Source organism: Microbacterium sp. DWRC1-3 (assembly GCF_049896645.1).
Classification (GTDB): domain Bacteria; phylum Actinomycetota; class Actinomycetes; order Actinomycetales; family Microbacteriaceae; genus Microbacterium; species Microbacterium maritypicum.
Genome location: NZ_JAFCUS010000001.1, coordinates 956,371 through 978,492 on the forward strand (window position 1 = coordinate 956,371; position 22,122 = coordinate 978,492).

At 69.4% G+C, this 22,122-nt stretch carries 22 protein-coding genes; 10 read left to right on the forward strand and 12 right to left on the reverse strand.

The features are described 5' to 3' along the window. The first annotated feature begins 72 nt into the window (after nt 1–72). The 6 genes from ACP699_RS04620 to ACP699_RS04645 all read left to right on the forward strand — a co-directional run bounded on the left by ACP699_RS04620 (nt 73) and on the right by ACP699_RS04645 (nt 6,028). Nucleotides 73–999 (forward strand): alpha/beta fold hydrolase, encoded by a 927-nt coding sequence (locus ACP699_RS04620; RefSeq protein ID WP_055869052.1) that lies wholly within the window; start codon nt 73–75, stop codon nt 997–999. A 92-nt stretch (nt 1,000–1,091) separates the two neighbouring features. After that, nucleotides 1,092–2,612, forward strand: a complete 1,521-nt coding sequence (locus tag ACP699_RS04625; protein WP_426169556.1) for an ABC transporter substrate-binding protein — start codon at nt 1,092–1,094, stop codon at nt 2,610–2,612. Nucleotides 2,613–2,629: 17 nt separating this feature from the next. After that, on the forward strand, nt 2,630–3,580 hold the full coding sequence (locus tag ACP699_RS04630) for an ABC transporter permease (protein WP_426169559.1): 951 nt from the start codon (nt 2,630–2,632) through the stop codon (nt 3,578–3,580). Beyond that, nucleotides 3,577–4,446, forward strand: a complete 870-nt coding sequence (locus tag ACP699_RS04635) for an ABC transporter permease (protein WP_426169562.1) — start codon at nt 3,577–3,579, stop codon at nt 4,444–4,446. The genes ACP699_RS04630 and ACP699_RS04635 overlap by 4 nt, the downstream gene beginning before the upstream one ends. Further along, nucleotides 4,443–5,231 (forward strand): ATP-binding cassette domain-containing protein, encoded by a 789-nt coding sequence (locus ACP699_RS04640; RefSeq protein WP_055872927.1) that lies wholly within the window; start codon nt 4,443–4,445, stop codon nt 5,229–5,231. Before ACP699_RS04635 ends, ACP699_RS04640 begins: the two co-directional genes overlap by 4 nt. Beyond that, on the forward strand, nt 5,231–6,028 hold the full coding sequence (locus ACP699_RS04645) for an ABC transporter ATP-binding protein (RefSeq protein ID WP_127482550.1): 798 nt from the start codon (nt 5,231–5,233) through the stop codon (nt 6,026–6,028). The genes ACP699_RS04640 and ACP699_RS04645 overlap by 1 nt, the downstream gene beginning before the upstream one ends. 30 nt (nt 6,029–6,058) lie before the next feature. On the opposite strand, the gene ACP699_RS04650 is transcribed toward ACP699_RS04645, so the two are convergent. The 3 genes from ACP699_RS04650 to ACP699_RS04660 are packed head-to-tail and all read right to left on the reverse strand — an operon-like array spanning nt 6,059 to nt 8,179. After that, nucleotides 6,059–6,676, reverse strand: a complete 618-nt coding sequence (locus ACP699_RS04650) for a GNAT family N-acetyltransferase (RefSeq protein WP_055869057.1) — start codon at nt 6,674–6,676, stop codon at nt 6,059–6,061. Nucleotides 6,677–6,680: 4 nt separating this feature from the next. Next, nucleotides 6,681–7,394 (reverse strand): uracil-DNA glycosylase, encoded by a 714-nt coding sequence (locus ACP699_RS04655; protein WP_426169568.1) that lies wholly within the window; start codon nt 7,392–7,394, stop codon nt 6,681–6,683. Nucleotides 7,395–7,396: 2 nt separating this feature from the next. Continuing rightward, a complete protein-coding gene (locus ACP699_RS04660; protein ID WP_017831067.1) occupies nt 7,397–8,179 on the reverse strand; it encodes an SDR family oxidoreductase in 783 nt (260 codons plus the stop codon). Between the two features lie 195 nt (nt 8,180–8,374). Here ACP699_RS04660 and ACP699_RS04665 point away from each other — a divergent pair, with 195 nt between their 5' ends. The 3 genes from ACP699_RS04665 to metX all read left to right on the forward strand — a co-directional run bounded on the left by ACP699_RS04665 (nt 8,375) and on the right by metX (nt 12,096). After that, nucleotides 8,375–9,697: a bifunctional o-acetylhomoserine/o-acetylserine sulfhydrylase gene (locus tag ACP699_RS04665; RefSeq protein WP_017831068.1), complete on the forward strand. Its 1,323-nt coding sequence runs from the start codon at nt 8,375–8,377 to the stop codon at nt 9,695–9,697. Between the two features lie 124 nt (nt 9,698–9,821). Then, complete coding sequence (locus tag ACP699_RS04670) at nt 9,822–10,766, forward strand: endonuclease/exonuclease/phosphatase family protein (protein WP_426169573.1); 945 nt, start codon at nt 9,822–9,824, stop codon at nt 10,764–10,766. 124 nt (nt 10,767–10,890) lie between these two features. Beyond that, nucleotides 10,891–12,096, forward strand: a complete 1,206-nt coding sequence (gene metX / locus ACP699_RS04675) for a homoserine O-acetyltransferase MetX (RefSeq protein WP_426169576.1) — start codon at nt 10,891–10,893, stop codon at nt 12,094–12,096. 10 nt (nt 12,097–12,106) lie between these two features. Here metX and ACP699_RS04680 read toward each other — a convergent pair whose 3' ends face one another. The 6 genes from ACP699_RS04680 to ACP699_RS04705 are packed head-to-tail and all read right to left on the reverse strand — an operon-like array spanning nt 12,107 to nt 16,851. After that, nucleotides 12,107–12,718 (reverse strand): NUDIX hydrolase, encoded by a 612-nt coding sequence (locus ACP699_RS04680; protein ID WP_302792853.1) that lies wholly within the window; start codon nt 12,716–12,718, stop codon nt 12,107–12,109. 9 nt (nt 12,719–12,727) lie between these two features. Beyond that, nucleotides 12,728–13,957, reverse strand: coding sequence for an MFS transporter (locus ACP699_RS04685; protein WP_055872941.1), 1,230 nt, complete (start codon nt 13,955–13,957; stop codon nt 12,728–12,730). A 4-nt stretch (nt 13,958–13,961) separates the two neighbouring features. Continuing rightward, entirely contained in the window at nt 13,962–14,444 is a 483-nt protein-coding gene (locus ACP699_RS04690) for a GNAT family N-acetyltransferase (RefSeq protein WP_055869063.1), read from the reverse strand. After that, a complete protein-coding gene (locus ACP699_RS04695) occupies nt 14,437–14,781 on the reverse strand; it encodes a thiamine-binding protein (RefSeq protein ID WP_426169582.1) in 345 nt (114 codons plus the stop codon). Before ACP699_RS04695 ends, ACP699_RS04690 begins: the two co-directional genes overlap by 8 nt. Nucleotides 14,782–14,785: 4 nt before the next feature. Beyond that, on the reverse strand, nt 14,786–16,021 hold the full coding sequence (locus ACP699_RS04700; RefSeq protein WP_426169585.1) for a hypothetical protein: 1,236 nt from the start codon (nt 16,019–16,021) through the stop codon (nt 14,786–14,788). After that, the gene (locus ACP699_RS04705; RefSeq protein ID WP_055872948.1) at nt 16,018–16,851 is read right to left on the reverse strand and encodes an NAD(P)H-hydrate dehydratase; all 834 of its coding nucleotides are present in this window, start codon (nt 16,849–16,851) and stop codon (nt 16,018–16,020) included. The genes ACP699_RS04700 and ACP699_RS04705 overlap by 4 nt, the downstream gene beginning before the upstream one ends. Nucleotides 16,852–16,907: 56 nt before the next feature. Here ACP699_RS04705 and ACP699_RS04710 point away from each other — a divergent pair, with 56 nt between their 5' ends. Next, entirely contained in the window at nt 16,908–17,975 is a 1,068-nt protein-coding gene (locus ACP699_RS04710) for an NADH:flavin oxidoreductase/NADH oxidase (protein ID WP_426169589.1), read from the forward strand. Between the two features lie 70 nt (nt 17,976–18,045). Here ACP699_RS04710 and ACP699_RS04715 read toward each other — a convergent pair whose 3' ends face one another. The 3 genes from ACP699_RS04715 to ACP699_RS04725 form a co-directional block, all read right to left on the reverse strand. Further along, the gene (locus ACP699_RS04715; RefSeq protein ID WP_017831078.1) at nt 18,046–19,107 is read right to left on the reverse strand and encodes a hemolysin family protein; all 1,062 of its coding nucleotides are present in this window, start codon (nt 19,105–19,107) and stop codon (nt 18,046–18,048) included. Next, nucleotides 19,104–20,423 (reverse strand): hemolysin family protein, encoded by a 1,320-nt coding sequence (locus ACP699_RS04720; protein WP_426169592.1) that lies wholly within the window; start codon nt 20,421–20,423, stop codon nt 19,104–19,106. The genes ACP699_RS04715 and ACP699_RS04720 overlap by 4 nt, the downstream gene beginning before the upstream one ends. Before the next feature lie 113 nt (nt 20,424–20,536). Further along, nucleotides 20,537–21,991 (reverse strand): GuaB1 family IMP dehydrogenase-related protein, encoded by a 1,455-nt coding sequence (locus tag ACP699_RS04725; protein ID WP_055869069.1) that lies wholly within the window; start codon nt 21,989–21,991, stop codon nt 20,537–20,539. Nucleotides 21,992–22,122: the final 131 nt, after the last annotated feature.

Sequence of the window (22,122 nt, forward strand, 5' to 3'; positions counted from 1 at the left end):
CGAGCCGTGAGACGGCATTCTGTTGCCATATTGATCCGGCATTTCCGGCATGTCGGGCGGAGGGAGCAGAATGTGGAGGTGGCGATCGACAACAGCGAGTTCAGCTATCTTCCCGCACAGGCCGAAGCGCTCGGCGTCCCCCTTCCCCCGGTGGAACGTCTCACCCTTCCGCTCGCCGACGGACGCACCCTGAGTGCCCTCCGCTTCGGAAGCGAAGCCCCGCGCGTGACGCTGCTGCACGGCGCGGGCCTGAACGCGCACACCTGGGACACCACAACGCTCGCGCTGCAGCAGCCCCTCCTCGCGATCGATCTCGCCGGGCACGGCGACTCCTCCTGGCGAGACGACGTCGACTACACGCCGCGCACCCTCGCCCGCGACGTCGCTGCCGCGATCGAAGCCTGGACCACGCAGCCCCAGCTGGTGGTCGGGCAGTCGCTCGGAGGCCTCACGGGCGCCGCTCTCGCCGCCTCGCGACCCGATCTGGTGTCCGAGGTCATCATCATCGACATCACGCCCGGCATCGACGTGACAGCCGGTCCTGCGGCGTTGCGCGAGTTCTACGCCGGCCCGACCGACTTCGCCTCACGGGACGAACTCGTCGACAAGGCGATCTCGCTCGGCTTCGGCGGGACGCGCCCCGAGACGGAACGCGGCGTCTTCTTGAACACGCGCGTGCGCGCGGACGGACGTGTGGAGTGGAAGCACCACTTCGCCCATCTCGCCGCCCAGGCACTGGCGGCTCACGATCCCGGATCGGCGACGGCGCCGTCGGTGCTCCACGAGACGGGCTGGGACGACCTGGCAGCGGTCACCGCGCCGATCACACTGGTGCGCGCGGCGCGCGGCTTCGTCAGCGAAGAAGATGCCGCGGAGCTCCAGCGACGCGTCCCCACGGCGCATCTGGTCGTCCTCGATGCGACCCACAATGTGCAGGAGACGGCTCCGGTCGCTCTGGCCGGGCTCATCGAATCAGCGACCCCCGCCCGCAGAATATGACGTTCCGTTCCATACCCGACCCTCACCCCGCCACACATCTCTAGGCTCGATCCCACGGCACACAGCAGCTGCCGCACCGAGAGGAAACGCCCATGTTCCGACGTACCCGACGTCTCGCGCTGATATCCGCGCTCGCGGCCACCGCCGTGATCCTGAGCGCATGCTCCGGCACTCCCGACCCCGAGCCCAGCAGCGCGCCGGGAACACCCGACCCCAACGCGACGCTGCACGTCGGTCTCGTCCTCGAGCCGACCAACCTCGACATCCGTCACACCAGCGGCGCCGCCCTCGAGCAGATCCTGATCGACAACATCTACGAAGGCCTCGTGACCCGCACGCAGGACAACGAGATCGAAGGTCGGCTCGCCTCGGACTACGAGGTCTCCTCCGACGGCCTCACCTACACGTTCACGCTGAACGAGGGTGTCCTGTTCCATGACGGAACGCCTCTCACCTCGGCCGACGTCGTCTCCTCCTACGAGACCGTCCGCACCGATGCGACCGTGCAGGGCAACGCGGACTTCGCCGCCGTCACGGCGATCACCGCGCCCGACCCGACGACGGTCGAGATCACGCTGTCCGAGCCGAACCAGAACTTCCTGTTCGCCCTCACCGGGCCCGCAGGTCTCGTCTTCAAGTCCGCGGACACGACCGAGCTGAAGACCGCGGAGAACGGCACCGGACCCTTCACGCTGACGCGCTGGAACAAGGGCAGCACCATCACGTTCGCGCGCAACGACGCCTACTGGGGGGATCCTGCCGGGGTCGCCCAGGTCGAGTTCCAGTACATCCCCGACTTCACCGCCGGCGTCAACGCAGCGCTGGCCAGCGACGTCGATGTGCTCACCGCCGTCGACCCGAACCTCGCGCCTCAGCTCGAGGACTCCGGCGACTTCGCCCTCACGACGGGACGCACGACCGACAAGGCGACACTCGCCTTCAACAACAAGAAGGCACCGCTCGACGACGTCCGCGTGCGCGAAGCGCTGCGCCTCGCCATCGACCACGACGCCCTCATCGAGGCGGTCGGCGCGGGAACGCCCCTGTACGGTCCGATCCCCGAGCTCGACCCCGGTTATGAAGATCTGTCGGATGTCGTCTCCTATGACCCGGAGAAGGCCAAGGCGCTGCTCGCCGAGGCCGGCCAGAAGGATCTGGAGCTGACGCTCACGATCCCCTCGTTCTACGGGACGACCGTTCCCAAGGTGCTGATCTCCGACTTCAAGAAGGTCGGTGTGACCCTCGAGGTGAACGCGGTCGAGTTCCCGACCTGGCTGGAAGATGTCTACACCAACCAGGACTACGACCTGAGCTTCGTGCTGCACGTCGAGCCCCGGGATTTCGGCAACTTCGCCAACGCGGACTACTACTTCGGGTACGACAACGCCGAGGTGCAGAGCCTGTACGCGAAGGCGCTGGCCGAGGTCGACCCCGACAAGTCCGCTGAACTGCTCGCACAGGCTGCACGCCTCGTGTCGGAGGACCACGCCGCCGACTGGCTGTACAACGGCGAGACCATCACGGCGGTGAGTCCCATCGTGACCGGATTCCCCGAAGACTCCATCAACTCGCGCATCAACCTCGCCGGCGTCACCGTCTCCGCCGAGAAGTAGCGAGCGGTCACCCCTTCGTGCTCCGCTACGCGCTCGTCCGAGGAGCCCTGCTCATCGCAGGGCTCCTCGTCTCGAGCGTGCTCATCTTCCTGACGCTGCGCGTCTTCCCCGGCGACGTCGCGCAGCTCATCGCGGGCACGCAGGCCTCCCCCGTCGAGGTCGAAGCCCTTCGCGAGTCCCTCGGTCTGAACCGTCCTCTGCTCGCCCAGTACACGGACTGGATCGGGGGGATCTTCCGCGGCGACCTGGGCACCTCGTTGCTGTCGGGGACATCCGTCGGGGAAGAGCTGTTCCTCAAGGCCCAGGTCACCGTTCCACTGGGGGTCATGTCGCTGCTGATCGCCGTGCTCATCGCCGTGCCCTTCGGAATCCTGGCCGCGCTCCTGCGCAACCGTCGCGGCGGCACCGCACTCAGCGTCGGCGCCCAGACGCTGGCCGCCGTACCCGTGGTGTGGGCCGGCATGATGCTCATCGTCGTGTTCTCGGTCTGGCTAGGGTGGCTTCCTCCGCAGGGCTTCCCCCGCACCGGCTGGTCGACCCCGGGGAAGGCGATCGAGTCCCTGTTGCTCCCCGCCTTGACGATCGGCATCGTCGAGGGGGCGATGCTCATGCGATTCGTCCGCAGCGCGACCCTGCAGGCCGCCGGGCAGGACTTCGTCCGCACCGCGGCGGCGAAGGGCCTCACCCGCACCCGCGCTCTCATCCAGCACGGCATCCCCGCTGTCGGCCTCTCGATCATCACGGTGCTCGGCCTGCAGGTGGCCGGCATCATCGTCGGCTCGGTGGTGATCGAGCAGCTGTTCACCCTGCCGGGGATCGGACGCATGCTCGTGGCCGATGTCGGCACCCGCGACCTCATCAAGGTGCAGAGCGAACTGCTGGTGCTCACCGGCTTCGTGCTGGTCGTGGGCTTCCTGGTCGATCTCCTGCACCGCGCGATCGACCCTCGGCAACGGGAGACCGCATGATTCCGCGCTGGCTCGACCGACTCTGGGTCACCTCGACAGGGCGCTTCGGGATCATCGTCGTCGCGGTGATCGCCGTCACCGCTCTCGTGTCGCTGTTGTGGACGCCGTTCGACCCGCAGGCCTCGGACATCGGCGACCGCTGGCTGCCGCCGAGCTGGCCGCACCTCCTCGGCACGGACGACACCGGACGCGACATCCTGAGCCTGCTGATGGCGGGGGCACGCACGACGGTGTTCGTCAGCGTGGGCGCCGGCATCGTGGCCACCGTGGTGGGCATCGCCCTCGCCGCGCTCGGAGCGCTGACGACGCGCTGGCTGCGAGAGACCGTCGCCGTGCTCGTCGACATCCTGATCGCCTTCCCCGTGCTGCTGATCGCCATGATGATCTCCTCCGTCTGGGGTGGTTCGCTCTGGGTCGTGATCTGGGCGGTGGGCATCGGATTCGGCGTGAACATCGCGAGGGTCACCCGGCCGGAGCTGCGCCGCGTGCAGCAGAGCGACTTCGTCCTGGCCGCGCGAGCCGCAGGACTCACTCCCTCCCAGAGCCTCGTGCGCCACCTACTTCCGAATGTGGCGCCGGTCTTCATCGTGCAGCTGTCGTGGTCGATGGCCGTCGCCGTCCTCGCCGAGGCCGGGCTGTCCTACCTGGGCTTCGGCGCTTCCGTGGTCGAGCCGAGCTGGGGCCTGCTGCTCGCCGATCTCCAGCGGTACATCGGGGTGCATCCGCTCTCGGTCATCTGGCCAGGACTCACGATCACGATCACCGTGCTCGCCCTCAACCTGCTGGGCGACGGCCTGCGCGAGGCGACCGATCCCACCCTGCGGCATCGCGCCGCCGAGATCCACACCCCGGGGGTGGTCGCATGAGCCTGTCAGTGCACGACCTCGTGATCGAGATCGACGGACGAACGGTGGTCGACGGCGTCTCCTTCGACGTGCCGGACGGCGCTCGACTCGGTCTGATCGGCGAATCCGGCTCCGGCAAGTCGCTCACCGCCCTCGCGGTGCTGGGCCTGCTCCCCGACGGCGCGACCGCGAGCGGCAGCATCCGCTGGGACGGCACCGAGTTGATCGGGATGCCCGATCGCGAGCTCGCCCGTCTGCGCGGCGACGACATCGGCATCGTGTTCCAAGAACCGCGCACCGCTCTGAACCCCATCAGGACGGTCGGTCGGCAGATCGCGGAGTCGATCCGCATCCATCAGGGACTGGGCCGCCGCGAGGCCAGGGAGCGGGCGATCGTCGAGGCCGCCCGCGTCCGGCTTCCCGATCCCGAGTCGATCGTCGACCGCTACCCCCATCAGCTCTCCGGCGGCCAGAGGCAACGCGTCGCCATCGCGATGGCGCTTGCCTGTCGCCCACGCCTGCTCATCGCCGACGAGCCGACGACCGCGCTCGACGTCACGATCCAGGCCGAGATCCTCTCCCTGCTGCTGTCCCTCGTCGCCGACGAGGGGATGTCCCTCGTCTTCATAACGCATGACCTCGCCGTGCTCGCCCAGGTCGCGACCGAGGGCGTCGTGCTCGAACACGGGCGGGTCGTCGAGGCCGCTCCGGTCTCGACCCTCCTGTCGACCCCTGCGTCCCCGGTCACCCAGGGACTGCTGCGAGATGCGACGGCGACGCTGTGGCGACCGGACGGGGACGCCTGATGAACCTGATCGAAGCTCGCGGACTCGGACGGGACTTCTTCGTCCCGAAGCGCTCCGCCTTCGAGCGCACCAGGACCCAGACCGCCCTGGCCCCCACCGACCTCGATGTCGTCGAAGGATCATCCGTCGGCATCATCGGCGAGTCCGGATCGGGAAAGTCCACCCTGGTGAGACTGCTCCTGGGGCTCGACCGAGCGACCTCCGGCACCGTCCGCATCGACGGTCGCGCGGTGGACGCCACAGCCTCGGCGAAGTCTCTGCACTGGCTGCGCCGGGAGACCGGGCTGGTGTTCCAAGACCCCTACGCGTCGCTCGATCCCCGCATGACGGCCGGTCAGATCGTCCGAGAACCGCTCTGGGCACTCGGCGTCGAGGGCGACCACCGTGCGCGGGTCCGCGAGGTGCTCGCGCAGGTGGGTCTGGAGCCGGAGATGGGCGACCGCTACCCGCACGAATTCTCGGGCGGGCAGCGGCAGCGGATCGCCCTCGCGCGGGCGATCGTGCATCGCCCGCGCATCCTGGTGGGCGACGAACCGCTGTCGGCGCTCGACGTGACGGTGCGTGCGCAGATCCTCGACCTGCTGATCGAGCTGCGACAAACGAGCGATCTGACCCTCGTGCTCGTCTCGCACGACATCGGCGTCGTGCAGAACCTGTGCGACACGGTCGTCGTGATGAAAGACGGGCGGATCGTCGAACGCGGCTCCACGACGGACGTGCTCCTGCACCCGGAACAGGACTACACGAAGAAGCTCCTCGCGGCGATCCCCGTGATCCCCGGCTCTCCCGGGCGGTGATCCGACGCCGGTTCGAGTGGACGCCGACGGTCAGCGCCGCGCGCCGAACAGACTCCCCCGTCGCCGTCCGGTGGGCTTGAGCACGCGGCGCATGTAGACGGTGCCGAGGTCGCGGCCGAACTTGTATCCGACGCGCCCCATCCGTCCGGCCTCGATGAAGCCGAGCTTCTCGTGCAGCCGGATCGACGCCTCGGCGCCGTGGTCGCTGATGACCGCGACCATCTCGCGCAGCCCGATCTGCTCGCAGGCGTCGATGAGCGCCTGCAGCAATGCTGCCCCCAGGCCCTTGCCTCCGGCGCCGGGACCGAGGTAGATCGAATCCTCGACCGTGTACTTGTAGGCGTTCTTGCCCGCCCAGGGCTGCGCGAGCGCGTAGCCCATCACCTCACCGCCCGGCGACACCGCGACGAGGAACGGCAGCTGCAGCCTGGTCAGCAGCGCGTACTTGTCCCGCCAGTAGGGGATGCTGCTGCGCCGCTCGTCGAGCGTCACGGCCGAGTTGCTCACGAAGTGGTTGTAGATCTCCCGCACGTGAGGGAGGTCTGCGGGCCGGGCAGCACGGATCGTGTAGGAGAAGACCTCTGGGGCAGGTGCGGGCCGAAGATGGCGCGGCAGAACGCGGCGACGGTCCCCCGGCTCGAACTGCATGCGCTCAGCTTAGAGACGGACCGGCTTCGCCTTCCACTCTCCAGTCGACCGGATCGGCTCCCTGCTCCTCGAGCAGCGCGTTCGCGCGCGAGAACGGGCGGGAACCGAAGAAGCCGCGACGGGCCGAGAGCGGAGAAGGATGCGCCGATGCGATCACCGGTGTCTCGCCCAGGAGAGGCTGCAGGTTGGCCGCATCCTTCCCCCACAGGATCGCGACGAGGGGCTGATCACGGGCCACGAGCGCGCGGATCGCGAGCTCGGTGACCTTCTCCCACCCCCAGCCGCGGTGCGAGGCGGCGACGCCCGGGCGCACCGTGAGCACGCGGTTCAGCAGGAGGACGCCCTGTTCGCTCCAGGCGGTGAGGTCTCCGTGTGGTGCCGGCGGGATGCCCAGGTCGCTCTCGCGCTCCTTGTAGATGTTCGAGAGGCTGCGCGGAAGCGGACGCACATCACGGTCGACGGCGAACGACAGCCCGATGGGATGCCCGGGAGTGGGATACGGATCCTGCCCGGTGATCAGCACGCGCACGTCCGAGAGAGGACGACAGAAGGCCCTGAGCACGTTCTCGCCGGAGGGCAGGTAGCCGTGGCCCGCCTCCTGCTCGGAGCGAAGGCGTTCCCCCAGAGAGGTGATCGTGTCCTGGACCGGGGCCAGTGCGTCCGCCCAGCCGCCGTCGATCCGACCGTCCGTGGCGAGCTCTGCCAGGGTCTGCGCCATCGTCAGTCGATGGACCGCACGCGCAGCGGACCCCGGGCGAGCAGATGCTGTGCCGACTGCGCGACCGGGCGCATCGTGATCAGATCGAGGTTCACGTGGCCCGGAGACTCCAGCGCATAGGCGATCACATCGGCGACGTCGTCGGCCAGGAGCGGGGCATCCACGCCCGCATACACGGCTTCGGCCGCGACGGAGTCGCCACCCAGTCGGTTGAGCGTGAACTCCTCGGTGTGTACCATTCCCGGTGCCACCTCGACCACACGGATCGGCTCGCCGTTGAGTTCCTGACGCAGGACCTTCACCAGCATCCCCTCGGCGGCCTTCGCGGCGTTGTAGCCCGCGCCCCCGGCATACGCGTTCTGCGCGGCAGTGGAGGTGACGAAGATCGTGTCGGCATGGCCGTCGGCGGCCGCCGCGCGGCGCAGCAGCGGAAGCAGACCGGCGACGAGGCGCTGACTGGCCAGGACGTTGGCGTCGAACATCCACTGCCAATCCTCGACCGAGGCGTCCTCGATGCGGTCGGTGCCGCGGGCGCCTCCGGCCACCTGTACCAGCGCGTGCACCGGACCCGACCTCTCGAGCTCGCCCACGAGCGCCTCGACGGCCGCGGCGTCCGTGAGGTCGCAGGCGATGGCCGAGGCTCCGGTCTCCGCGGCGAGCGCTGCGAGTCGATCCTCGCGCCGCGCGACGCCGACGACGTCCCATCCCCGGGCGCGCAGCGCCCGCACCGTCGCTGCGCCGATGCCCGAACTTGCACCTGTCACCACTGCACGTCTGTTCACCATGCCTCCACCGTACGGCGTTCTCCCCGGATTGCAGACTCCCCCACGGGGCTGTCGCGGATCCCTCAGCCCCGTGATTCCGGGCCTCCGCTCTGTTACGTCACATTTCCCGTCTGTTGTTGACACGCACCGATATTCCGTACTCTCGCAGCAACGGCATCCGCCACCCGACCTTCCGACCACTTCTGGGGGAACCACATGTCCGCACCCGAGTCCTGGCGTTTCGAGACCAAGCAGATCCACTCGGGCGCTGCCCCCGACCCGGTCACCAAGGCACGTGCCACGCCGATCTACCAGACCACCTCCTACGTGTTCGACAGCGCGGACCACGCCGCCAACCTGTTCGCCCTCGCGGAGTTCGGCAACATCTACACCCGCATCCAGAACCCGACGCAGGACGTGTTGGAGCAGCGTCTCGCCGCTCTCGAAGGCGGCACCGGAGCCCTCGTCCTCGCCAGCGGCCAGGCCGCATCGACCTTCGCGGTCCTGAACATCGCCGAGGCCGGCGACCACTTCGTCGCCTCCAGCTCGATCTACGGCGGCACGTACAACCTCTTCAAGTACACGCTCGCGAAGCTCGGTATCGAGGTCACGTTCGTCGAGAACCAGGACGACCCCGAGGAGTGGCGTCGCGCGGTCCGCCCGAACACGAAGCTGTTCTTCGCGGAGACGATCGGCAACCCGCAGATCAACATCCTCGACATCCGCACCGTCGCCGACGTCGCGCACGAGAGCGGCGTCCCGCTGATCGTCGACAACACGATCGCCACCCCGTACCTGATCCGTCCGTTCGAGTTCGGCGCCGACATCGTCGTGCACTCGGTGACGAAGTTCCTCGGCGGCCACGGCACGACCATCGGCGGCGTCATCATCGACGGCGGAAAGTTCGAGTGGTCGAAGAACGTCGACAAGTTCCCCGGCCTCACCGTGCCGGACCCCTCGTACCACGGCGCCAGCTACACGGCCGCGGTCGGCGACGCCCTCGCCTACATCATCAAGGCCCGCGTGCAGCTGCTCCGCGACCTCGGCTCGGCGATCGCCCCGCAGAGCGCCTGGAACCTCATCCAGGGAGTCGAGACCCTGTCTCTGCGCATCGAGCGTCACGTGCAGAACGCCCAGGAGATCGCCGAGTGGCTCGACAGCCGTGATGACGTCGCGACCGTCAACTACTCGGGTCTGCCCTCCTCGCCCTGGTACGCCAAGGCGAACGAGTACGCCCCCAAGGGCGTCGGCGCTGTGCTGTCGTTCGAACTCAAGGGCGGAGTCGAGGCGGGCCGCGAGTTCGTGAACAGCCTGTCCTTGTTCAGCCACCTCGCCAACATCGGCGACGTGCGCTCGCTCGTCATCCACCCCGCATCCACCACCCACGCGCAGCTGACGCCCGAGCAGCAGCTGACCGCCGGTGTGACGCCGGGCCTCGTCCGCCTCTCCGTCGGCATCGAGAACGTCGACGACCTCAAGGCCGACCTCGACCAGGCTCTCGCCGCGGCACGCCGCGTGTCGGAGGCTGCGCGCGCCTGACCCGCCTGCACTGCGAAGATGCCCCGGAGCTCACCGCTCCGGGGCATCTTGGCGTGCACGGCTCGCTCGTCCGGCTGACCCACAGGCGGTTCCGTCGAGAATGGGATACCGCCGTGAGGAGAGCATGATCGACGTCGAACACCGACCGCCGCGCATCCGGCGATCCGCCACCGCCGCCGCGCGGTGCATCGCCGTCGCCAGCGCCGCGCTGCTGCTGGTCGTGGCCTGCGGCTGGATTCCGGGTGTCGTCGGCACCGCGGTCTCCGCCGTGCTCCCCTGGCTCGGACTCGTGCTGCTCGCACTGGTGGTCGCTGCGCTTCTCCGCGCGCGCAGGGTTATCGTGCTCGTCCTGGTCCCTGCCCTGCTGTGGGTGCTCGCGATGGCACCGGCGTTTCCCGGGCTCCCCGGTCAGACGAGCGCGGAGTCGGCATCCGCATCCGCGTTGACGGTCGTGAGCCAGAACGTGCGCGCACGATCCGGTGGAGCCGCCGCGTCCGCGACCGAGCTCGCGCAGAGCGGTGCCGACGTGATCGCCCTCGTCGAGCTCGACGGAGACAGCCTCTCGGCCGCTCAGAGCGCCCTCGCCGCCGACTACCCGCACTCGTACACGGTCGGAACCGTCGGCGTCTGGAGTCGCTATCCGCTCGCGAACGCCGAGCCGCTCACTCTGGGGCTCAGCTGGAAGCGGGCGCTCCGCGTCGAGGTGCAGGCCCCGTCGGCTCCGGTCGCCGTGTATGTGCTGCACGCCGCATCGGTCCGGCCGGGACACCAGCAGGACCGCGACACGATGCTGAGCGGAATCGCGGAACAGGTCGCCGTCGATCCTGCAGAATCGCTCCTCGTCGTCGGCGACTTCAATGCGCCGTCGACGGATCCGAGCCTGTCCGCTCTGCGCGCGGAGGCCGACGGAGTGCGTCCGACCGACGGGACGCTCGGGTTCACGTGGCCCGTCGCCTTCCCCCTCGTGCGCATCGACCAGGTGTTCGTGCGCGGTCTCGACGTCGTCACCTCGACCACGATGCGGGCGGGGAACAGCGATCATCTCGCCACCCTGACCCGAGTGCGCTGACCCCGAGTGCGCTGACGCCGAGTGTGCTGGGCCCGACGTCTCGATCGGCAGTCTCAGTGGCGCCGCACGCAGGTCGGATCGTAACCTGCCACCGACAGGCTCCGCACCAGGCGAGAATGGGGACATGGACTGGCAGACGACCTCCGAGGACACGGTACCTTCGGCACCCGTGACGGAGGCCGACGTCCGGTTGCTCCGTGCCCGCCCGCCGGCGACCGGCGCATGGCGAGACGGAGACCCTGTGGGAGGGCGACGCTTCGCCGCCTCCGGTCCCTTCTCCACCGAGAGCGGTGCGCAGCTGCCCGCCATCCGCATCGCCTACGAGTCCTGGGGCGAGTTGAACAGCGCCCGGGACAACGCCGTCCTGGTGCTGCATGCGCTCACCGGAGACAGCCATGTGCGCGGCCCCGCGGGCGCGGGTCACCCCACCGGCGGCTGGTGGGAGGACATCACCGGTCCCGGTGCTCCGCTCGACACCGACCGCTGGTTCGTGATCGCCCCGAACATGCTGGGAGGCTGCCAGGGCTCGACGGGGCCGGCAAGCGTCGCCCCCGACGGCTACGAGTGGGCGTCACGGTTCCCGTACCTGACCATCCGCGACCAGGTCGCCGCTCAGGTGCGCCTCGCCGACGCTGTGGGCATCGAGAGCTGGGCAGCCGTGATCGGCGGCTCCATGGGAGGCATGCACGCGCTGGAATGGGCGGCCACGCATCCCGAGCGCGTGCGGCGACTCGCTGTGCTCTCTTCGCCACCGGTGACGACCGCCGACCAGATCGCGCTCAACACGGTGCAGCTGGAGACCATCCGGATGGATCCGCGATTCCAGGGCGGTGAATACTACGACCTCGGTGACGGCGACGGTCCGCACCGTGGCCTCGCCTTGGCACGGCGCATGGCCCTGCTGAACTACCGCAGCCCGATCGAGCTCAACCAGCGCTTCCAGCGATCCTGGCAATCGGATGTCTCGCCCCTCGGCCACGGCGGTCGCTTCGCGGTGGAGTCGTACCTCGACTTCCACGGCAACAAGTTCACCCGCCGTTTCGACGCGAACAGCTACATCACGCTCGTCGAGGCCATGAACTCGCACGACGTCGGCCGCGGGCGCGGTGGCGTCGAGGAGGCGCTGCGTGCCGTCACCGCGACCACGCTGGTGCTCGGCATCGACAGCGACCGCCTCTTCCCCGTCGACGGGCAGCAGCGCATCGCGCGCAGCATCCCGAACGTCATCGACGACGAGGCGGTGGTCATCACCAGCGACTTCGGGCACGACGGGTTCCTCATCGAGACCGAGGCCGTCGGCACGAACCTGCGCCGTCTGCTGGACAGCTGATCCCGCCCGCTCAGGTCTCGATGAACCGCCACGGCAGGGCACCGGCTTCGAGGCGTCCCTGATCCCACGCGAAGGCGCGGCCGGCGTCGGAATCGAGCACCCTGGTCCGGAACAGCTGCGCGACGCCACTCGCCGCCACGGCAGCGGCGACATCGCCGAACACCGAGAGCTGGTGGAGGGTGATCCACGTCGGGGGATACAGCGTCCACTCCCCTGCCGCGTGTCTGGCGAGCGCCTCCGCCGGCCGCACCCAGGCGATCTCCGCGACCTCCTCCGCAGAGGGCGAGGGCTCCTCATCCGACGCCTCCGCCAGGAAGAACCACGTCCGGATGCGGGTGGGGGCCTCGAGCGGCGGCTGCCACTGCGACAGCGGCACGAGGTCATCCACCGTGAGCCCCACCTCCTCGCGGGTCTCCCTGATCGCGGCCCGGCGAGCGTCTTCGGCCTCGTCGTCGCCGTCGCGCACGTCGCCGGGCTCGACCTTGCCCCCGGGGAAGACCCAGGCTCCCGCGAAGGATCCGCGATCGGGGCGCCGCATCAGCAGCAGTTCGAACCCCGGGTCCGCTGCGCGCAGCACCACGACGGTGCCGGCGACGGGCAGGGACGACTCAGGGGCGCTCACCCCGTCACTCTACGACGCGACCAGCTCCGTCGCCGCAGCGCGACGCTCTTCGACGCGATACGACAGCAGCGCGATCAGCAGGCCGGCCCCGGCGAGCACTCCCCCCGTCCACGCCGGTGCGGTGAAGCCCCAGCCCGCGGCGATCACGACGCCGCCGAGGAACGCGCCCAGGCTGTTGCCGATGTTGAGCGCCGAGTGGTTCATGGCCGCCGCGATCGACTGGTTGTCGCCCGCCACGTCCATGAGCCGCGTCTGGATCGTCGGGCTCAGCACCGACGACACGAAACCGACCACGAGCACCACCGCGGCCAGGCTGACGATCCAGAACGAGAGGAAAGCCAGCAGCGCGAAGACGACGGCCATCGCGGCGAGGCCGAACAGCAGCGTGCGGCGCAGGTCGATGTCGGCGAGGTGACCGCCGACCAGGTTCCCCGCCGTCATCCCGAGTCCCATCAACACGAGGACGATCGGCACCACCCATTCCGGTGAACCGGAGACCTCCGTCACCAGCGGGGCGATGTAGCTGTAGACGGCGAAGAATCCGCCGAAGCCGATGGCTCCGACACCGAGCGTGAACCACACCTGCGGGATGCGGAACACCCGCAGCTCCTGGCGCATCGTGCGGCCGGGGTCTCCGGGATGCTCCGGGACGAAGACGGCTATGCACAGCGTCGCGAGAGCGAACACGAGCGCCACGACCGCGAAGGCGGAGCGCCAGCCCCACTGCTGTCCGAGGAACGTTCCCAGCGGCACGCCGATGACGTTGGCGACCGTGAGCCCGGTGAGGATGAAGGCCACGCCCTTGGCACGGTTGCCCGGTCCCATCACATCGGCGGCGACGAGCGCTCCGATGCCGAAGTAGGCGCCGTGCGGAAGCCCCGCGAGGAAGCGGGACGCGGCGACGAGCTCGAACGTGGGCAGCACCACCGTGAGCGCGTTGAACACCGTCAGGGCGAGGGCCAGCACGATCATGACACGATGCCGCGGATAGCGGGCGACGAAGCCGGCGATGGTCGGCGCACCGACCACCACGCCGAGCGCGTACAGCGAGATCAGCCAGCCGGCCTGGCTCAGGGCGTCTTCCCGACTGGTCGCCCAGAGCGAAGGCAGCAGGTCGGCGGCGATGTTGGGCAGCAGACCCATGACCACGAATTCGGTCATGCCGATGCCGAAGCTGCCGATGGCGAGAGAGAGGAGCGCCCACTTCGCCGCACCCCTCGATTGCGTCGAGGGATTCACCGGATCAGCTTAGCGGCCGTCGCGGGTGCGCGACCGCCCGGCCCGTCCGCTCTCGCGTCATGAACACGTCGACGTCGTCCTGCGAGTCGACGACGAACCCGTGACGCTCGTAGAGGCTGCGCGCCGGACTGCCCTGGAGCACGTTGAGCCGGTACAGCCCGTCGTCATCGAGGATCATCGCCAGGACCCGGCTGCCGACGCCCCTCCCCTGGTGCGAGGCGTCGATGTAGAGGTGCTCCAGCCAGAAGGCGTCTCCGTCGGGGCGGAGGGCGACAGAACCGACGTCCGCGGCGTCCACGACGATGATCCGCGTGTACGCCGGCTCGAACGCATCGCGGAACCGCTGCCGGACGCGCGTCTGGTCGTAGCGCCCCAGCCGCTCCAGGTCGGCGCGGAGCACATCGGCCCGCAGCTCGGCGATCCACTCCGCATCCTCGGCGAGCGCCGGTCGGAGAACGACCGACGAGAGCGAAACGGGATCAGTCACCGGACTCCTCGACGGCTGCCTCCTCGATCGCGCTCTCCAGACGTTCGATCTTCGCGTCGAGCTCTCCGGAGTACCCCGGGCGGATGTCGGCCTTGAGCACGAGCGAGACCCGCGACCCGAACGGCATGACCGCTTCGGTCGCGCGCTTCACGACGTCCATGACCGTGTCCCAGTCCGGGCCCTCGATCTCGGTGAACATGCTCGTGGTGCGGTGCGGCAGCCCCGATTCGCGCACGACGCGCACGGCAGCGGCCACCGCGTCGTGCACGGAGGCGTCGGTGCGCTCTGCACCATCGGCGGGGGCGCCGCTGGGGGCGACGGAGAAGGCGATCAGCATGGGTTCACTCCTGGGTGCGGGGATGACGGACGGGCACCCGCACGAGAGCGCGGATGCCCAGGACGAGCAGGACGATGAGAAGCACGTTGCGCACGGTGAGCACGGCGACGGAGAGGGCATCCGCCCGCAGCAGCGCGTCGTAGCCGAGCGGATAGACGAGGCAGGTGAGCAGACAGAGGGCGAGGACGACGACGGCCGGTGTGCGTGCCCTCACCCGATCGAGCACGAGCCACAGGATGACCGGGGCGATCAGCCAGGTCTGGAACTGCGGTGAGCCGACCTTGTTGGTGACGATCAGCAGCGTCACCAGCGTGAGAGCGAGCGGAGGGAACAGCCGCGGGAACGTCGCACCGCGCACCGCCTTGAGCGCGCCCACCGCGGTGACCGCCAGCACGGAGACAGCCATGAGCGGTGTGAGCGCGGCGGCGACGGCATCGACACCGGGCGCGGTGATCTGGAAGGTCAGGATCTCGAAGCTGTACTCGATACGGGCGGCCCCGGCGACCGCGAGCCACAGGAAGGGCGTGGCGGCCACGGCTTCGATCTGCAGCCCTCGTCCGGTCTGCTCCGTCAGGAACCCGAGGATCTCGGTGTCCGCTCCGAGCAGCAGCAGCGTCGCGACGACGCCGGCGGTGACCACCGCTGCGGCGAACAGCACCCGCATCCGTGCCCGGAGCGCGACGACGGCGGCGAGGACGAGCGCACCGGGCCAGATCTTGATCCAGGCTCCGATCGTGAGAAGCGCGGCGCCGACCGCCGGCCGCGACACCAACCAGAGTCCACCGATCACGGCGATCGGGACGGTGATCGCATCGATCCGATAGAGCGCGATCGGCCCGAGCAGAAGCACGGCCGCACACCAGAACCAGGCGGCGATGCGTCGAGCGCGCGCGGGAGAGCGCCCGATGAGCACACCGAAGGCGATCGCGTCGAGGATGACGACCAGGGTCGCCCACCCCACCAGGTACGCACTGGACACGCCGAGCAGAGGCACGAGCGGCGCGGAGAGAGCGGCGGCGATGAGCATCGGCACGAGGGCGAGCTGGGGGTAGACCCAGGTCTCGTCGATGCCGACGATGCCTCCCCCGCTGAGCGCCGAGGTCGCCCAGGGCTCGTACACGAGCACGACATCGCCCATCGGCTGGCTGGGATACACCCAGCCGAGCCAGGCCGTGAGCAGGTGAACGAGGAGGAAGACGCACCACAGCGCGACCACCCTGCTCGTCGACGTGCGATTCACGCGAGGACGTCCGCGATCGCGTGCGGCAGTGCTGCCGCGACATCCATCGCGACGATCGGATGCCCCGCCGCACCGTCGCGCGTCCCGGCGGCGATCCGCCCGGCATGACCGTGCACCCACGCTCCCGCAGCGGCGACTTCGGCGATCGGTCGTCCGGGGTTCGCCGCGAGCACCGCACCCAACACCCCGGCGAGCACGTCGCCCGTCCCCGCGGTCGCCAGCCATCCGGTCCCCGCATCCACGGCGATGACGTCTCCGTGGGGCGACGCGATCAGCGTGCGTGATCCTTTGAGCAGCACGGTGCCCCCGAGCCTGTCCGCCATGTGCTGCGCGGCCTGCGCACGATCCTCCTCGGCCGAGGAGACGCCGAGGCCCTCCTGCAGCCGTGCGAACTCGCGCGCGTGAGGCGTCACGAGGAACGGTGCCGTCGTCCCCTCGGCGAGATCGAGCGCTCCGGCGTCGATGACGACGGCCGCGGGCCCGGTGAGGATGTCGCGCAGCGCGGTGGTCTCCGCGGCGCTGCGGTGCGTCGGGTCGGTCCCCGAGCCGATCACCCAGGCGTCGACGCGAGCGCGACCCGTATCCGCGCCGGTGACGGTCTCCGGACGCCGGGCGAGCACGGCATCGGCAACCCGCTCCGCCCCGATGTAGCGGACGAAACCGGCCCCTGCGCGCCATGCGGCCTCGACGCCGAGGACCGCGGCTCCGGGATAGGCGGGCGATCCGGTGCGAAGAGCCACCACACCGCGGGCGTACTTGTCGTCGTCCGCGGTGGGCACACGGAACAACCGCGCCGTGTCGCCGCGTGTCCACTCGCGCACTTCGACCATGACTCCACGTTAGTGCGACGGCCCGTCCTGCACCCGCCGAGCGGTAGCGTCGAAGCGTGAGTGTTCTCTTCTCCCCGCTGCGCATCCGTTCCGTCACCTTCCGCAACCGTCTCTGGGTATCGCCGATGTGCATGTACAGCGCTGAGGACGGCGTGGTGCAGGAGTGGCATCACACCCACCTCGCCCAGTTCGCATCCGGTGGTGCCGGACTCATCGTCGCCGAGGCGACGGCCGTCGTTCCCGAAGGCCGGATCTCGCCGCGTGATGTGGGCCTGTGGAACGACGCGCAGCGCGACGCCCTGGCCCCGATCGTCCGGGCGATCCACGATCGCGGAGCGCGTGCGGGGATCCAGCTCGCCCACGCCGGCCGCAAGGCGTCGACGTGGTGGCCCTGGGCTCCCGAGCGCGGGTCGGTGCCGGCGGCTGAGGGAGGGTGGACGACAGCCGCGCCGTCGGCCGTCGCCTTCGACGGCTTCGATGCGCCGGTCGCCCTCGACCTCGCAGGCATCGACCGCGTGGTCGAGGCGTTCGCCGTCGCAGCGCGACGTGCGGTCGATGCCGGGTTCGACGTGCTGGAGATCCATGGCGCGCACGGCTACCTCCTGCACCAGTTCCTGTCCCCGCTGTCGAATCTGCGCGACGACGAGTACGGCGGATCGCTCGAGAACCGCGCCCGGCTGCTGCTGCGCGTGATCGACGCCGTCCGTGAGGCTGCGGGTGACGACCTCCCGCTGTTCGTCCGCATCTCCGCCACGGACCACGCCGATGGAGGCTTCACGCCCGAGGAGGCGGCGATCGTCGGCGACTGGGCGGTGCAGCACAGCGCCGACCTCATCGACGTCTCCAGCGGCGGCCTCGTCGCGCACCAGCGGATCAGCGTCTTCCCCGGGTACCAGGTGCCTCTCGCCGAGACCGTGCGTCAAGGCGGTCGGATCCCCGTGTCGGCCGTCGGTCTCATCACAGCGGCCGCCCAGGCCGAGCGGGTGCTCGTCGATGGCGCGGCCGATGCGATCTTCGCCGGACGGGAGTGGCTGCGCGACCCGCACTTCGCTCTCCGCGCCGCCCATGAGCTCGACGCCGACATCGCCTGGCCGCCGCAGTACGAACGCGCGCGCCTGCGCTGAGTCTCCTCGGCACGATGAAGGCCGCCGGTCCCCTGAGGGGTCCGGCGGCCTTCATCGTCGCGATCGACGATCAGCGTCCGCGGAAGCGACGGGTCGCGTCCTGCACCTCTCCGACCAGTTCCTCCAGGATGTCCTCCAGGAACAGCACAGCGGTGGTGTTCCCCTGTGCGTCGCGCACCTTCGCCAGGTGCCGACCCGCACGACGCATGACCGCGAGAGCGTCTTCCAGATCCGTGTCCTCCTGCACCGGCACCATGTGGTGGATGCGCTTGGCCGGAACGGGCTCGATCATCTTGGCCTCCGCGTCCGGGCCCTCGGATGCCCGAAGGATGTCCTTCAGGTGCACGTAGCCGATCGGCACGGACTCGTCGTCGACGATCACATAGCGCGAGAAGCCGTAGCGGGCGACCGCCTTCTCGATGTCCTCGGGCGTGGTCGACTGCGGCAGCGTCACCAGATCGCTCAGGGGGACGGCGACGTCGCGTGCCTTCTTGTCGGTGAACTCCACCGCAGCGGCGACGGTTCCCGCCGTGTCCATGAGCACCCCCTCGCGACGCGACTGGCTGACGATGGTCGCGACCTCGTCGAGCGTGAACGTGGATGCCGCTTCGTTCTTCGGCTCGACGCGGAACAGGCGCAGCACGCCGTTCGCGGCCGCGTTGAGCACCCAGATCACCGGCATGAACACCTTCGACACCCACACCAGCGGCGGGGCCAGGAACAGCACGGCCCGATCCGGCACCGAGAACGCCAGGTTCTTCGGCACCATCTCGCCGAACACCACGTGCAGGAACGACACGATCAGCAGCGCGATCGTGAACGAGACCGCGTCGACCGCGCCATCGGGCCAGCCGAGCGCGTGCAGCGGCACGGAGAGCAGGTGGTGGATCGCCGGCTCCGAGACGTTCAGGATGAGCAGCGAACAGATCGTGATGCCCAGCTGCGATGTGGCGAGCATCAGCGTCGCGTGCTCCATCGCGTACAGGGCCGTCTTGGCCGCGCGCGAACCCTGATCGGCGAGAGGCTCGATCTGCGACCGCCTGGCCGAGATCACCGCGAACTCGCCGCCGACGAAGAAGGCGTTCGCGACAAGGAGCACGACGAGCCAGGCGAGTCCTCCCCAATCGCTCATCGGGTCACCTCCTCGTTGATGTCGTCGAGCGGTCTCGGAACGTAGCGCACCCGATCCACCCGTCGCCCGTCCATGCGCACCACCTGCAGCACACCGCTGTCGAGCGGTACCTCGTCGCCGACCGAAGGAACGCGCTCGAGCACGCTCATGACATAACCGCCCACCGTGTCGTACACGTCGCCCTCCGGCACTTCCACACCGGCACGACGACGCAGCTCATCGGGTCGCAGCTCACCGGGGAACGTGATGCCCTCCCGGTTGCGGATGACTCCGGCCCTGGTGCGATCGTGCTCGTCGGCGACCTCACCGACGAGTTCCTCGACGAGGTCTTCCAGGGTCACGAGACCCGCTGTGCCGCCGTACTCGTCCACGACGATCGCGAGCTGGTAGCCGCGGGCGCGCAGCTCCGCGATCAGGGCGTCGACGTGTACCGTCTCCGGCACGCGGAGCGGTTCCGTCGCGAGAGCGCCGACGGGAACCTCGGTACGACGATCGCGCGGCACGGAGATCGCCGCCTTGAGGTGCACGACGCCCATGATGTCGTCGAGGTCGTCGCCGTAGACCGGGAAGCGGCTGTGGCCCGTGCGTCGCGCGAGCTGGATGACATCATCCACGGAATCGCCCGCGGCGATCGCGTGCATGCTCGGCCGAGCGGTCATCACGTCATCGGCCGTCAGCCGCGAGAACATGAGGGTGCGATCGAGCAACGACGCGGTGTCGGCCTCCAGCAGGCCCGCGTTGGCGGACCGTCGCACGAGCGAGGACAGCTCCTCCGCGCTGCGGGCGCCGGAGAGCTCTTCCTTCGGCTCGATGCCCATCCCGCGCAGCACGCCGTTCGCACTGCCGTTGAGCACCACCACGGCGGGCTTGAACACCGTCGTGAACGCGATCTGGAACGGGATCACGAGCTTCGCGGTGGCCAGAGGCAGGGCGAGGGCGAAGTTCTTGGGGACGAGCTCACCGAGGATCATCGAGAGCACCGTCGCCACCAGCATGGCCACGACGGTCGCGATCGGCGCGACGGCGGCCTCAGGGATGCTCCAGGCGATGAAGGTCGGGCGCAGGAGGTTCGACAGCGCCGGCTCCATCGTGTAACCGGTGAGCAGCGTCGTCAGCGTGATGCCGAGCTGCGCCGCCGAGAGATGCGTCGACGTGTGCTTGAGAGCGCTGATCGTGAGCGAGAGCCGGGATTCACCGCGCGCCTGCCTGGCCTCGAGCTCGGCGCGATCGAGGTTCACCAGTGCGAACTCGCTCGCGACGAAGAGGCCTGTGCCGACCGTGAGCAGGAGCCCCACGCCCAACATGATGTAGTCCATCAGAGGTTCCTCTCCGGTGAGAGAGGCGGACAGTGGGGCGATGTTCTACAACTGGGAGGGTCGTCCATTATGCCGACGATTGTACCGAAGACAGCGGGGTGTGCGCTCGACGATCACCAGCTGACCGGCAGCGCCTTGCCCTCCTCGTAGCCGGCCGCCGACTGCAGCCCCACCACGGCGCGGTCGTGGAACTCGGGCACGGTCGCCGCCCCCGCGTAGGTGAAGGATGAGCGCACTCCGGAGGTGATCATGTCCAGAAGGTCCTCGATGCCCGGACGCAGCGGGTCGAGGTAGATCTTCGACGAGGAGATGCCCTCGGCGAAGAGCTCCTTGCGGGCACGCTCGTAGGCGTCGAGCCGACCGAAGCGCGCCTGGACCGCCTTGGTCGACGCCATGCCCCAGGATTCCTTGAACAGGCGCCCATCGGCATCGCGCTGCAGCTCCCCCGGCGCCTCGATCGTGCCGGCGAACCACGATCCGACCATGACGGACGCCGCACCGGCGGCGAGGGCGAGCGCCACATCACGCGGATAGCGCACCCCGCCGTCCGCCCAGACATGCGCGCCGAGCTCACGTGCCGCCTGGGCGGTCTCGAGCACGGCGGAGAACTGCGGGCGTCCGACCGCCGTCATCATGCGGGTGGTGCACATCGCGCCAGGACCGACGCCGACCTTGAGGATCGACGCTCCGGCATCCACCAGGTCGGCCACGCCGTCGGCTGTGACGACGTTGCCCGCCACGACGGGCAGGCCGAGATCGAGTTCGGCGACGGCGCGCAGAGCCCGCAGCATGCCCTCCTGGTGGCCGTGCGCGGTGTCGACCACCAGCACGTCGACACCGGCGGCGGCGAGTGCCTTGGCCTTGGCGGCGACATCGCCGTTGATGCCGACGGCGGCAGCGACCGCGAGACGTCCGTCGGCATCGACCGCCGGACGGTAGAGCGTCGAGCGCAGCGCGCTGCGGGCGCTCAGCGTGCCGACGAGATGGCCGTGGTGCACGACCGTCACCATCTCGACGCCCGCGTCGGTGATCACATCGAACGCGTGCCGCTCCGAACCGATGTCGTCCGCGTCGATCGACGGCGTGCCGTGGTGCACCAGGTCGCCGAGCTGCGCATCGGGAAGCGCCGTGGCCAGTCTGGTCGCGGGGAGGATGCCGAGGATGTGCTCGACGCCGATCGGCGCCGCGCCACGGGCGACCACGATCCCGTGGCCGCTGGCCGCCGGGAGCAGACGAAGCGCGTCGGCGGCCGATGCCTCCGGCGGCAGCACGAGAGGCGTGTCCCAGAGCACCGGCTGCGACTTGACCTCGCGGATCGCGGCGTCCAGATCCTGCAACGGCATGTCCTGCGGCAGGACGCCGAGGCCGCCACGCCGCGCGAGCACGGCAGCGATGCGGGGGCCGGTCACGGAGTTCATGTTCGCGGCGACGAGCGGCAACGTCGCCGGTGTGCCGTCCTGCGGGGCGAGATCGACCTGCAGACGGCTGGTGACAGCGGATCTGCGCGGCACCAGGAAGACGTCGGAGTAGGTCAGATCGACGGTCGGCTGCTCTCCAGAGAACTTCATGCCTCCACGGTACTCAGATCGCGACGCGGTGGGCGCACGGCTTCGACGATTCCCCGAGCGAAACACGTTAGGCTTGTTGGTCGAGAGTGTGCGGGCCCGAACGCATCCTGCGTCGACGTCCGCACCAGAGA